Origin of the sequence: Bacteroides sp. OM08-11 (genome assembly GCF_003438665.1) — a bacterium.
In the GTDB taxonomy this organism is placed as follows: domain Bacteria; phylum Bacteroidota; class Bacteroidia; order Bacteroidales; family Bacteroidaceae; genus Bacteroides; species Bacteroides cutis.
Genome location: NZ_QSTJ01000009.1, coordinates 1 through 12,551, shown reverse-complemented (window position 1 = coordinate 12,551; position 12,551 = coordinate 1). Strand labels below are relative to the sequence as shown.

At 42.8% G+C, this 12,551-nt stretch carries 10 protein-coding genes and 1 tRNA gene; 4 read left to right on the top strand and 7 right to left on the bottom strand.

The annotated features are described in order from the left end of the window. Positions 1-58: 58 nt before the first annotated feature. The 3 genes from DXC10_RS14380 to DXC10_RS14370 are packed head-to-tail and all read right to left on the bottom strand — an operon-like array spanning position 59 to position 4,968. Positions 59-2,506, bottom strand: coding sequence for an ABC transporter permease (locus DXC10_RS14380; protein ID WP_117738196.1), 2,448 nt, complete (start codon positions 2,504-2,506; stop codon positions 59-61). A 27-nt stretch (positions 2,507-2,533) separates the two neighbouring features. Then, entirely contained in the window at positions 2,534-3,517 is a 984-nt protein-coding gene (locus tag DXC10_RS14375) for an HlyD family secretion protein (RefSeq protein ID WP_101542732.1), read from the bottom strand. 11 nt (positions 3,518-3,528) lie between these two features. Then, complete coding sequence (locus DXC10_RS14370) at positions 3,529-4,968, bottom strand: TolC family protein (protein WP_117738194.1); 1,440 nt, start codon at positions 4,966-4,968, stop codon at positions 3,529-3,531. Positions 4,969-5,082: 114 nt separating this feature from the next. On the opposite strand from DXC10_RS14370, the gene DXC10_RS14365 reads away from it, so the two are divergent. The 3 genes from DXC10_RS14365 to cbiB are packed head-to-tail and all read left to right on the top strand — an operon-like array spanning position 5,083 to position 8,626. Further along, on the top strand, positions 5,083-6,609 hold the full coding sequence (locus tag DXC10_RS14365) for a cobyric acid synthase (protein WP_117738193.1): 1,527 nt from the start codon (positions 5,083-5,085) through the stop codon (positions 6,607-6,609). After that, positions 6,602-7,633, top strand: a complete 1,032-nt coding sequence (locus tag DXC10_RS14360; protein ID WP_101542735.1) for a threonine-phosphate decarboxylase — start codon at positions 6,602-6,604, stop codon at positions 7,631-7,633. The genes DXC10_RS14365 and DXC10_RS14360 overlap by 8 nt, the downstream gene beginning before the upstream one ends. Positions 7,634-7,645: 12 nt before the next feature. Then, positions 7,646-8,626, top strand: coding sequence for an adenosylcobinamide-phosphate synthase CbiB (gene cbiB, locus DXC10_RS14355; protein WP_117738191.1), 981 nt, complete (start codon positions 7,646-7,648; stop codon positions 8,624-8,626). Positions 8,627-8,664: 38 nt separating this feature from the next. Here the strand turns inward: cbiB and cobC are convergent, their stop codons facing one another. From cobC to cobU, 4 genes are read right to left on the bottom strand one after another with little or no spacing between them, the layout of a single operon-like run. Continuing rightward, positions 8,665-9,195, bottom strand: a complete 531-nt coding sequence (gene cobC / locus DXC10_RS14350) for an alpha-ribazole phosphatase (protein WP_117738189.1) — start codon at positions 9,193-9,195, stop codon at positions 8,665-8,667. A 6-nt stretch (positions 9,196-9,201) separates the two neighbouring features. Further along, entirely contained in the window at positions 9,202-9,948 is a 747-nt protein-coding gene (gene cobS / locus DXC10_RS14345) for an adenosylcobinamide-GDP ribazoletransferase (protein WP_101542740.1), read from the bottom strand. A gap of 2 nt (positions 9,949-9,950) precedes the next feature. Continuing rightward, positions 9,951-10,988 (bottom strand): nicotinate-nucleotide--dimethylbenzimidazole phosphoribosyltransferase, encoded by a 1,038-nt coding sequence (cobT, locus tag DXC10_RS14340; RefSeq protein ID WP_117738187.1) that lies wholly within the window; start codon positions 10,986-10,988, stop codon positions 9,951-9,953. Positions 10,989-11,032: 44 nt separating this feature from the next. After that, complete coding sequence (gene cobU / locus DXC10_RS14335; RefSeq protein ID WP_117738185.1) at positions 11,033-11,545, bottom strand: bifunctional adenosylcobinamide kinase/adenosylcobinamide-phosphate guanylyltransferase; 513 nt, start codon at positions 11,543-11,545, stop codon at positions 11,033-11,035. 635 nt (positions 11,546-12,180) lie between these two features. Here cobU and DXC10_RS14330 point away from each other — a divergent pair. Beyond that, positions 12,181-12,256: transfer RNA gene (locus DXC10_RS14330), tRNA-Gly, on the top strand. Positions 12,257-12,551: the final 295 nt, after the last annotated feature.

Below are 12,551 nucleotides of genomic sequence, written 5' to 3'. Positions count from 1 at the left end.
ATAGTATTAGATTTAAGGTTAACAAAAAGATTGGCTGTCTGGGATAGATAGCCTTTTTTTATGCCCTTTCCTTTTCTTTTTTATGTATCCATTGAGTAGTACGAACCGCCAATATTCCATATATTATCACTTGAATCCATAACACCAACATCTGTGGCCAGATATCAGACAGACTTGCCCCCATTGAGTTCAATTTCACAAAAGCCAATACGGCAGGAGCTACGGGAAAAAGATAGTGTATTGCTTGCCAATACCATGGCATCAGTTCCAACGGATAAGATACTCCGGAAAGAAAAATATAGCCTACAGAGAAAAAGGCTATCATCAGCAAGGGAGCTTCAGAATCTGTGAACCAGCGTGAAACTGCAAGCGCAAAGAAACTCGTACCCAGCAGAAAAGGTATCATCATAGTGATAATATCCCATCCGCTACCAATGTTTGGAATGCTGAATAGATGTGGCAACAATCCCAATAAGAACATAGAGAAGACTACATACAACATTACGTATACGAAAGTCCTTCCTGAAACTATCTGCAAAGCTTTTTTCCAGGTAAAACTATCTCCCTTCTCTCCTTGAAAGGAGGAGTCCTTGTAGAAGGAGGTAGCAGATAAACATTGTAATCCATCTAATTTTCGTTTTCTTCTTTCTTCTGCTTCTTCCCCTGTAAGCATTGCAATCACCATTAACATCGTCTGGAAAATAATAACAATCATCACCGCTGGAATTAAATAAGATCCGTACCCCTCGGTATAATTGTATAATGCTGTCCCCGATACATTGACAGGTGCCGATGAAGTCACCGCCAACAATCCCTGTAGAGGTAGAAATACTGTTCCTTCCATACGATGTGCATCATTAACAGCAAGCATCACCCGCGTGCTGGATTCTTGCAATCCTTTGAAATTAAGGAACGCATCCGTTGCGGCATAGAGTACAAATACGGATGTTTCCCCCCTGCCTACACGCGCTTCAAAATCAGCAGGCAGATAAAGGATACCGGCTACTTCCCCTTGTTTCACCCATTTTCGTGCCTCAAGAATGTTGGGCGTTTGTGCATAGACCGAAGTTTGCGGTGTAGCATCCAACCAACGGATATATTCGCGACTCAGTGCAGAGTGGGAGAGATCCACCACAGCAACCGGAGCTTTACGTACCAGATTGGGTGCATACATATAGTTATATAGTAAACCGTATAGAAATATTCCCCCTGCCAATACCAGTAGAATAGCCGGATTGGTAGCGATAGCACGCCACTCACGACGAATGCTCTCTCTCAAAGAAACGGTAGTGGCTTCTTCTCTTTGTTCGAGATGACGGTTCAACGATATTTTTTTTATCCAGTATTTCAGTAACGGCAATATTAACAAAGTCAGTAACGGAAACACAAATAGGATGGCAACCGATTGCCAGAAATATCCAAATCCGGTATCAAAGTAAATCATAGCCTGTGCAGCTTCTGTAAAATGTCGCACCGGAAATAGATAAGACGCTGCATATACAGGTTTGTACATTGCCGTAACAGGGAATGTAACGCCGGATAATGTCGCTCCTAAAGATCCCACCATTGAAACCACACTAATGATATAGGCTATTTTAGGAAATACCGAGAAAATAAGGACAGCTAAAGCCTGTGTGGCGATAATAAAAATGATTGTAACAAGATTTATTAACCATAAACTCCCTTGAAAAGGGATATGCAGAGGACCGAAAAATACATAGTTAGCCAATATACCGATAATTGAAAACAGAATGGTATAGGGTAATAACTTCCCTGTAACAGCCGTAAGAATATTGGCATTATCCAAATTACTACAATCTTTTCCCCGTGGAATACTTGTTTTTAACCATTCTTGTGCCGTTCCGAATTTTATTTCACTGCCGATGGCATAAACTGTTACCAGTAAAATGAGTATTTGGAACAATACAAAGAAAAACGGCTGACTCAGGTAGATGGAATAATCCATATCCGGGTTGTAAAGCGGATGTGTACTGGCTTCTACCGGTAACAAGAAAGTTTGTATCTGTTTTTGTCCTACCCCCAATGTTTCCGCCTGCACAATAATGGGCGAAAGAGCCACAGGTGCAAGTGTATTCTCAAATGCAGCCATCAATTCGCTGCCAACCGAAAGAAGTGCATAGTGATAATAATAAGTAAGAGTAGCATTTGTTCCCGTCACCGCTTTCTGTTCAAATTGGGGAGGAATGACAAGATATCCGTATATCTCTTTCCGTTGCAACGCCCGACGGGCGGTAGCTTCATCGGTAAAACGCTCCGTCACCCTGAATGTAGGTACAGCGGAAACACGTCGTGATATATTCCGTGAAGTTGCCGTATTGTCCTGGTCTACAATACCGATAGGTATATTCTCCATCTGTCCGTTTCCAAAGATGGTAGACATGAAAAACAGGCAAAACAAGGGTAACGCAATGCAGACACCGAGATATAGACGGCGTGAAGTCATGCGATGCCACTCACGGAGAGAGACGTTATAGATCGATTTCATATTAAGTATAAGTTTATTCGCTACGGATTACATAGTCAGCAGTATCGACATCCCCGGACGTAAACCTTCTACATCTCCTGTAGGACGTGCATGTATTTCAAAAGTCTGCATATCATAACTTCCCGTCTGCTTCGTTGATTTCCAAGTAGCGAAACTGCCCAACGGACTGATATAGTAAATACGGAACTCAATGTCTTTCCGGTCAAGAGCCGGTACATCCGCTTTGAATGTGCCACCCATTTTGAATTGTGGCATCAGGTCTTCACGGATATTCAGTACGACATGCGCATCGCTCATCACCACCAGACTCATGATCGGTGTACCGGGAGCCACCAACTCACCCCGTTTTGGGAAGATAGTAGCTATCTGTCCGTCTTCGGGAGCTGTCAGGCGAGAATCTACCAATAGAGCAGAGACCTCATCTACCGTACTTCGAGCGGCATCGACCAAACTGCGGGCAGCGGCTTTGTCTTCACTTTGTGCCCCATCCACCGCCATCTGATATTGTTCGTATGCGACGCGTTCAGCCGCCTGTGCAGCCTTATACATAGCTTCTACCTCGTCTTTACGCTGTGAAGTAACCACACTGTCTTTATATAATGTGAGGATACGTTGATAGGTTGTTTTGGCAAGGGTCAGGTCACTTTGAGTCTTGTTCCAGAATTGTAGTGCGGTGGCAATGATTTGTCGGCGTGTGCCTGCATCTATTTTTTTATTCTGCTCCTGTGCAACTTGTTCCAATGCGTTCACCTGACGATATTTGGCTTCGATAGTGGGACTGTTAATGACTACAAGCGTATCTCCGGCTTTCACCCAGTCTCCCTCCTGTACCAGGAAAGAATCTATCCTTCCCGGAAGTTTTCCACTGATACGTATTTCGGTAGCTTCCACTTGTCCCTGTAATACCAATGGTTCTCGGCTCATAAGTACCATGCCGATTACGGAAACAAGTACCGTAATGACCAAAATGATGATGAATGCAATACTGATGTTTCTTTTAGATATGTCCATATTGGTTTAGTTTAATTTTTTACTAAATATTTCTCAAAATGTTCCGGCGTACCACAGATTGCCAATAAGTTCATCAGTGTCACGTCGTATTCATAATAAGCTGCCAATCGAGCCACACGTACGGTTGCCAGCATTGTTTCCGCATCGACCACTTCTGTAGAAGTAGCCATACCTTCGGCGAAAGATTTCTTGCGGATACGTACCAATTCCTCGCTCAGTTCAATGGTCGTATTCAGGGCACGTACATTGTCCTGCGCTTTTTGTAACTGGGAATAAAGTTTGTCTATACCTATGCCCAAATCATCCTTTGCCTTTTCCTGTCCCAAAGCAAGTGTCTGTTGCGCCAATTTGGATTGGCGGATACGCTTCTCACGTGCCAGGCCATCGAACAAATTCCATGTGAAACCTATCCCTACCATAGTGCGGGGTACAAGGTTACTTTGTATCCCGTGTGAATAGAGTGTCTGCTTGCCGAACACGGCTATATCGGGCATATATCCGCTTTGATTGATGCGAAGTTGTTGTTTGGCGATATGCGATTGTAGTTGCAATTGGTTTACTACATAATTTTCAGTCCGCATGACCTGTATAAATTCCTCTTTAGCCGGTAAATTCTCGTTGATGAAGAGTGGGGAAGTAGGTTGTATACTGTTGGTATCTTCCAAATTGAGCAGTGTGCGCAGAGCACTCTGTACTACCGTAACTTCTTTTTGCGATGCCTCTAATGCACGTTGCGCTTCGTCCATATTTACCTGGGCAAAAAGCCTTCCGGCTTTGTCAATCATCCCTACCGCTTCCAGTTTCAAAGCATTTTCATAATGGCGTTTCAGACTGTTGTAAGTATCCAGCCTCACTTGTACCACTTCCCGGGCAAGGCGCAACCCGAAATAACTCTCGGCTAACAGGGTACGTTGAGTTGCATCCGTTTGTTCACGATTTTCGCGGGCAATATCTATCATTGTATTTCCTATTTTGCTGGCGTGGATACGTTTACCACCGGAAAACACCACCCATTCTGCAGTCAATCCCACAGAAGTCAGATTACGGGGAGCAAGAGGGAAGATAAGGGTATGGGCACCTATCTGATCCAGGATGCCCGTTATGAACCGGTCATCCGGTATAATATTATGTACAAAATCTTTTGCCGGATCAGTAAATTGTGAAAGCGGTTGCTTCACCTCCAATTTCTCGGACAAATGCACAAAAGTTCCGGTACCCTGCAAGCTGGGATACCACAAAGCATTCAGTTTGTCTCGCTCTGCACGGGCGGTTTCTATGCCTTTATCTGCTATCTTCAGGCTCCGGTTGCCTTGTTGCATCTGGCGGAGAGCATCGTCAAAGCTAAGGGAGAGAGTTTGCTCTGTAATGTAGACATCCGGGGTCATATCCGGTATTTGTGCCGTTACAGAAACACTCGTTCCCAAAAGGGCGATGAGTAGAATTTGTTTCATATGTTAAGTTTATCGTTTAGGTTTAGAATGATACTCTTTCAAACACACTTTTTCTGTGATTGTTCAATCTGTATACTTTTTACTATTATCTTTGTCGTCGCAAAAACAAAAGATATGAATAAACTTCATCCCATCATGTTTGCCGGTACGGGTAGCGATGTAGGCAAGAGTATTATCGCTGCCGCTTTTTGCCGTATATTCAAGCAAGACGGTTATTGTCCGGCTCCTTTCAAGGCACAAAACATGGCGCTTAATTCTTACGCTACCCCCGAAGGACTGGAGATAGGACGTGCTCAGGCCGTACAGGCTGAAGCTGCCGGTATTCCTTGCCATACCGACATGAATCCCTTGTTGCTGAAACCCCAATCCGACCATACTTCACAAGTTGTTCTTAACGGTCTCCCCATCGGTAACCGTGATGCTTACGAATATTTCCGCAAGGAAGGACGCGAGGAGCTTCGCCGAGAAGTTTGTGCGGCTTATGACCGCCTTTCCAGAACTTACAATCCGGTTGTGATGGAAGGTGCCGGTAGTATTTCCGAAATCAATCTCCGTGATTCCGATTTGGTAAACCTGCCGATGGCTCTTCATGCCGGAGCAGATGTTATTTTGGTAGGAGATATTGACCGGGGTGGAGTTTTTGCCAGTGTCTATGGTTCTGTTATGTTACTTCGTCCACACGAACGCGAACGTATCAAGGGAATTCTTATCAATAAGTTCCGTGGAGATATCCGCCTTTTCGAGTCGGGTATAAAAATATTGGAGGAGCTTTGCGGTATTCCTGTGATAGGTGTTATTCCCTATTATAAAGATATATTTATTGAAGAAGAAGATTCTGTAGCCCTTGCCACTAAATCTATGCAGGCCAAACGTGGCAAGGTAAATGTAGCCGTTGTACTTTTGCGTCATCTCAGTAATTTCACCGATTTCAATGTCCTGGAGCGTGATCCGCGTGTACATCTTTTTTATACAAACAATACAGATGAACTGATAAAAGCAGATATCATCATTCTGCCCGGCAGTAAGAGTACGCTTGCCGATCTTTATGAACTTCGTCGCAACGGGGTGGCGCAGACCATTATTCGTGCTCATCGCGAAGGTGTCACGGTTATGGGTATCTGCGGAGGTTATCAACTTATGGGGCAGGAAGTACTCGACCCTGACCACGTAGAAGGCGATATAGACCGTTTGCCCGGACTCGGACTGTTACCTGTAAGTACGCGTATGACGGAGAAAAAGGTTACAAGACAAGTTAAGTTCAGGCTTAATACAAAATCAGACTGTAATACAGTGATACCACATGGTAATTCTTCATTAATGAACGGCTATGAAATCCATATGGGAACTACTTCTCCTATAAATGGTGTTTCCGTTTCTCCATTGAACATATTGGAAGACGGTTGTACCGACGGTTATTTTATAGACCGCACCTGTATGGGTACCTATATTCACGGTATTCTCGATAACCCTACATTTATTGATTTCCTTCTCGAACCTTTTTCCGATAAATTGTCCGATGCAGCGAAATCATTTGATTATCATCAATTCAAAGAAGAACAATACGATAAGCTTGCCAACCATGTACGTATCCACGTGAACATGCCGCTTATCTACCAAATATTGACAGAAAACCATGATTGAAGGACACGGAGACGACTCCTATAAATACAATTATCCCATAACAGCGAATTTCAGTTCCAATGTTTACAGTAAAGTAGACCTTTCACCTCTGAAAGCCCATTTGTGCGAACAAATAGGAGGAATCGGTAACTATCCTGAACCGGAACCTTATACGTTGGAAGCCCGTCTTGCTTTCCGTTATAATTTACCCGTCGATGCCGTATGCGTAACGAATGGCGCAACTGAAGCTATCTACCTTATAGCCCAAACCTTTCGTGGAACCAATACCGCCATCTTACAGCCAACTTTCAGTGAATATGCCGATGCTTGTTGTATGCATGGACATAAAGTGACATCCATTTATCGGATTCCTTTGGCAAAAGACCGCTACCTTTTACCGGAAGATACGCGCATGCTTTGGCTCTGTAATCCGAACAATCCCACTGGAACTGTGATTGATAAAGAGTCTCTAATAGAACTCATTAAACATAATCCACAAGTTTGTTTCGTCATAGACCAGTCTTACGAGTATTTCACTCTGTGTCCACTTTTCGCTCCGGCAGAAGCAGCGGCGTTTCCCAATGTTCTGTTACTTCATTCCATGACAAAACGTTATGCGGTTCCCGGTCTGCGGCTCGGATACGTCACAGGTTCCTCTGGCTTACTGGCACGCCTACGTACCAATCGTATGCCCTGGTCTGTCAACCAACTTGCCATTGAGGCTGGATTATATTTACTGGAGCACGATGTCCCCAATCCGTTGGATGTCCCCGCCTATTTGCAGGAAACAACCCGTTTACGTTCGGCTCTCGAAGCTCTCGGAGGACTGGAAGTGTGGGCTACAGAAACTCATTTTATGTTGATACGTCTCCGTTTTGGTAAAGCTGCCGCGCTGAAAGATTATCTGGCGGAAAAGCAAGGTATCCTTATTCGTGATGCTTCCAATTTCGACGGTTTGGATGAACACTTCTTCCGTATAGCTACCCAAACACCCGAAGAAAATGATCGTTTGGTAAAAGCTATCGGTCAGTGGTTTGAACAATAAATAAATCTATTTATGGAGAATTTTCTAATCATTTTGGGTGTTGCATTCAGCATAAATCTACCGTTGGTTACAGCTTGGATACTCGATCACTGGTTGGGTGATCCTTCTTGGTTGCCCCATCCCGTAGTCGCTTTTGGTAAGGCTATTTCTTTTTGTGAACATCGTTTCAACAAGGGCGAGGCACGATTTCTGAAAGGTGCTGTTGTGACATTGATGTTGGTGGTAGGTGTCTTTATCCTGACAGCCTATCTGTTACATTGGGCTTCTCTTTATTCTCCGGGACTATTGTTGGCCGCGCAGATCCTTCTCATATTTTATTGTCTGGCAGGTACTACGTTGATACGTGAAGTCCGCAATGTATTCAGAGCTGTAGACCGTTCGCTGGAGGCGGGTAGAAAACAGGTATCCCGTATTGTAGGACGTGATACATCGGAGCTATCGGCACAGGAGGTGCGTACTGCCGCTCTCGAGACATTAGCCGAGAACCTAAATGACGGTGTTATAGCTCCTTTGTTCTGGTATATGCTGCTGGGAGTTCCGGGTATGCTTGCCTATAAAATGATAAACACCCTCGATTCTATGATTGGTTATAAAAATGAACGTTATCACCGTTTCGGCTGTTTTGCCGCCCGATTGGATGATGTTGCCAACTATATCCCTGCCCGATTGACTGCTTTTCTCATGATAATAGCATCCAAACGACTGTCTCTGCTTGTCTTTGTCGGTAAGTATGGTAACCAGCATGCCAGCCCAAACTCCGGTTATCCCGAAGCGGCACTTGCCGGAATTTTGAATTGTCGTTTCGGAGGCCCTCACAATTATTTTGGAGAGAAGGTATGGAAACCCTATATAGGTAGTAATGAACGTCCGTTGACAACAGAAGATATGAAAATCGCGGTACATATCAATCGTTGTACCGAGTGGTTAATGGTGGTATCTGTAATAATTATCACCACCTTGGTATCTTTCTTTCTACCCTCCCTGTTATTTTAACTAAATCTTTGTCTGTCTGAAAGATGTCATCCATCCCTTTATAAATCAATCTTAATAATGCCACCATAGGGTGTCAGTGCACTGAATGCTTCCTCGGGCTTAATAATGCCGGCGTAAATTTGCGCACATATCAACACTCCACCATGCGCAAAGATAGCCACACGATGGTATGGTTTCTTTTTTAACTCGTCCAGAAACCGACTGACGCGTTCGTATTGCATAGCGAACGATTCGCCACCGGTAGCTGCTACATTCAGATAATCGGCATACCATTCTTGCAGGCGTGGGTCGTCATTTAGTTCAAAGGATTTCATCTCCCACGAACCGAAGTTTATTTCCATGAGCCGTTTGTCACGTTCCGCATCCGGATAACCGCAATAAGTGGCAAGGCGTACACATCGTGTCAGCGGACTGGTATATACATAATCGAAAGGTATATATACTTTTAAATTTTCTGCCGTCACAGCGGCTTCTTCCTCAAATGTCGGTTTTAAAGGTACATCCGTTTGCCCGTAACATACGCCGGGAGCGACATCAACAGAAGTATGACGAATAAATATGACTTCCATAAATTACTAATATCTTATACTTAATCCAAAACATCCCAAATAGAATGATAGTTCGCATAGCAAAAACGTAGCTCCGCAACAATCACCGGTATAACCTTGCAGACGGCGTTTCATCAATAAGCACAACAGGACAAAAGTCAATAACGGAAATAGAGTAGCAGGCCACAACCTTATCGGCAGGAACGCTATGAAAGGGATTGCTCCACAGATAAAAGCTATTGACAATTCTCCCCAACTCATGCGGTTGTACACCACTTTAGCTTTACTGTCTTCTTCCTTTCGGGCGTATGGCAGATAATTGACTAACTGAGATGCACAGAATTTCGACCAGCAATCACCACAAAAAACAAGAATACACAGCTCGATTAAAGGGAGAGTATGCAATTGGAACAGCAATAGAAAATAGAAAATCAGCCCGATAACCCCATAACTCCCTATATGGGAATCTTTCATAATGGCAAGCGTACGTTCACGGGTAGTACCGCCTCCAAAACCGTCCAGAAAATCAGCCAATCCATCTTCATGTAGGCAACCCGTAATAAGTAAACGGGCGATGATGGCGAAAATCCACGCAAAAGATAGAGGCATAACCTGTCCCGTCAACCATAATACACCTGCCATGATTCCTCCAGTCAACCAACCTACCAACGACCAGTAGGGCACTACGTGTTTGAAACATTCCGCCGGTACCTCCTTGATCTTCCAAAAAGGTAATCGGGTAAGAAAGATAAATGCTGCTAAGACATTGTTCATATTCAGAAATATTTCGTAATGGAAGCATGAGCAAAATTATCCATTTCATTAATCATCCGCACGGCCGACTCCACTATCGGATAAGCGCAAATGGCTCCGGTTCCTTCTCCAAGCCTTAATCCTAAGTTTAATAACGGTTTAACTCCTATTTCATCAAGTACCAATTTATGTCCGGTCTCATCTCCACAATGCCCAAAGATCGCATAATTCAAAACTTCGGGATACAATTTGCTGGCAGCGAGAATACAATTTGTCATGATAAATCCATCCACTAAAATAACCATCTTTAATTCAGCAGCCTGTAGCATGGCACCCACTGCCATTACCATCTCCAAACCACCAAAATAACGGATAATGTCATAAGGAGATCCATCCCCTTTATAATTATCTAATGATTGTTGCAACACTTCATATTTATGACGTATCCCTTCATTATTTAATCCACTACCGGCACCTACACATTGTTTCAGTGGTATATCGGTGAAACAGGTCATCCATAAGGAAGAGGAGGAGGTATTACCGATACCCATTTCGCCAAAGCTGAGTACATTACTGCCTTCGCCATAACAACGGCGTACTACTTCCGATCCGCGTTCCAGACAGAGTTCCATTTCATTTTCTGTCATAGCAGCTTCGTGCAGATAACTCCGCGTACCCTTACGCACTTTCATATTGATAATTCCTTTCTCATAAGGTAGGTCGTAGTCAACTCCTGCATCAACAATCTTCAAAGTAAATCCATGCTGCCTGCAAAGGAAGTTTACTCCGGCACCTCCATGAAGAAAATTGCTGATCTGCTGCCAGGTGATTTCTTTAGGCGAGAGGCTGACTCCTTCTTCCACAATACCATGATCAGCGGCAAAAATAATGTTTTGCGGATACTGCAAGCTTGGTGTCAGTGTTTGTTGTATCAATCCGATTTGTAGAGCCAGTTCTTCCAAAGTTCCCAAAGAGCCTTTTGGTTTGGTGAGGTTGTCGATTTTGTCTATCAATGCCGGGCGGATGGTTTCGTCAGGGCGGATAATATGAAATGCTTTCATTACATTATTATGATTAAAATTACTTCTTTGTTTCTCTTAGCTTCTCAACTCTTGATTTTCACTGGAATACCGGATACCATCAAAACAACCTCATCAGCTCGTGCAGCTATGTATTGATTCATCCAACCTTGCATATCCGTAAATTTCCGTTGTATTTCATTATCCGATGTGCCTCCCATACCTATTTCATTGGTAACAAAGATAAATGTGGAATCTTGCGCAGTGAAACGATTAAACTCTTCTTTAACTGCAACCAGCGCCAAGTCTGTGTCGGCATTTAAGTCGAAGAAAAAATTGGTACACCAAAGGGTTACACAATCTATCAATATCGTCCTTCCTGACAACGAATGATGACTCAATTCTTTTTCCTCTTCTATATTCGTCCATTCCGGTCCCCGTCTTTCCTGATGCCGTAACACCCTTTTCCTGAACTCCTCATCCCATATACGTGCCGTAGCAAGATAGACAGGGTTAGGAGAGAGGCTGAGTGCCAGTTTCTCTGCATAACTGCTCTTACCCGAACGGGCGCCACCGGTAACAAGTATAATTCGTCCCATTGATTTTTCTGAAGTTTACGAGAAGCAAATGTACATGATTATATATCGCGTACTGAAAACCAGTTTTTTATAAATTTATCCTTTGTGATTTGCACTTATCTACTTTAATTTAAGCATGACAAAGATAAAGAAATCTTTTTTATCCGATAGTGTTTCTCTGTAAATTCTTCCGATAGTTAAAATCAAAAGATCCTATTCTTTACCTCGCCAGGTATAAGAATAGGATACCACAAACAAAACAAACAACAAGGTTATCTGTCACAGACAGCCATTGTATAAAGTTCTAAGTCAGGACAAACTTATTCACTACTACTTATAATTTTCATAATATCAATTATTTCTTTTCAGAACTATCGTATGACCTCCTGTTCCGCCATTGATAATCTCCCGGACAGACATAAAACCATTATAGATGGTGTAACGATTCACATGACAAGTATGTTAAAAAGAGTAGGGGATTACAAACTTTAGCAGAATATTTTACTAATTTCACTGAAGAGATTACATTCCTTTTTATTGTTAGTGGTAAGAAATGTAGTTAAAAAGATAGGAAATAAATCGAATATCTCTTGTTTATTTTTGAAATATTTCATTATCTTTATCGCCGTTTTCAAGTGTCATTGGAAACAGAATTTGCGGAAGTAGCTCAGTTGGTAGAGCATCAGCTTCCCAAGCTGAGGGTCGCGGGTTCGAGTCCCGTTTTCCGCTCCATAAAAAAAGCAGTTATAATTGTTATAACTGCTTTTTTTATCTCCCTTTCTCAAGATTTCCATTACCAATTCTCATCTAAGGAATTTAGATACAAATTATGTACTCTTATAAAGAATCATGGAAGCTGAAATGCATATAAATCGGTATGTGTGGGGTAGACTGTCCACTACTCATGCGAATGCACAATAATATTTACCGAATGTCGCAAGATATAATCAACTACTTATATAATAGATGGATAAGGTGTTTTTTAAACGTTCGTATAAAAAACACTTTTTTAGCCTTGTATGTAAAA

What these genes read in the sequence shown, in the direction of transcription:
- DXC10_RS14380 (WP_117738196.1), bottom strand. Translation starts at nt 2,506, where the DNA reads ATGAAATCGATCTATAACGTCTCTCTCCGTGAGTGGCATCGCATGACT.
- DXC10_RS14375 (WP_101542732.1), bottom strand. Translation starts at nt 3,517, where the DNA reads ATGGACATATCTAAAAGAAACATCAGTATTGCATTCATCATCATTTTG.
- DXC10_RS14370 (WP_117738194.1), bottom strand. Translation starts at nt 4,968, where the DNA reads ATGAAACAAATTCTACTCATCGCCCTTTTGGGAACGAGTGTTTCTGTA.
- DXC10_RS14365 (WP_117738193.1), top strand. Translation starts at nt 5,083, where the DNA reads ATGAATAAACTTCATCCCATCATGTTTGCCGGTACGGGTAGCGATGTA.
- DXC10_RS14360 (WP_101542735.1), top strand. Translation starts at nt 6,602, where the DNA reads ATGATTGAAGGACACGGAGACGACTCCTATAAATACAATTATCCCATA.
- cbiB (WP_117738191.1), top strand. Translation starts at nt 7,646, where the DNA reads ATGGAGAATTTTCTAATCATTTTGGGTGTTGCATTCAGCATAAATCTA.
- cobC (WP_117738189.1), bottom strand. Translation starts at nt 9,195, where the DNA reads ATGGAAGTCATATTTATTCGTCATACTTCTGTTGATGTCGCTCCCGGC.
- cobS (WP_101542740.1), bottom strand. Translation starts at nt 9,948, where the DNA reads ATGAACAATGTCTTAGCAGCATTTATCTTTCTTACCCGATTACCTTTT.
- cobT (WP_117738187.1), bottom strand. Translation starts at nt 10,988, where the DNA reads ATGAAAGCATTTCATATTATCCGCCCTGACGAAACCATCCGCCCGGCA.
- cobU (WP_117738185.1), bottom strand. Translation starts at nt 11,545, where the DNA reads ATGGGACGAATTATACTTGTTACCGGTGGCGCCCGTTCGGGTAAGAGC.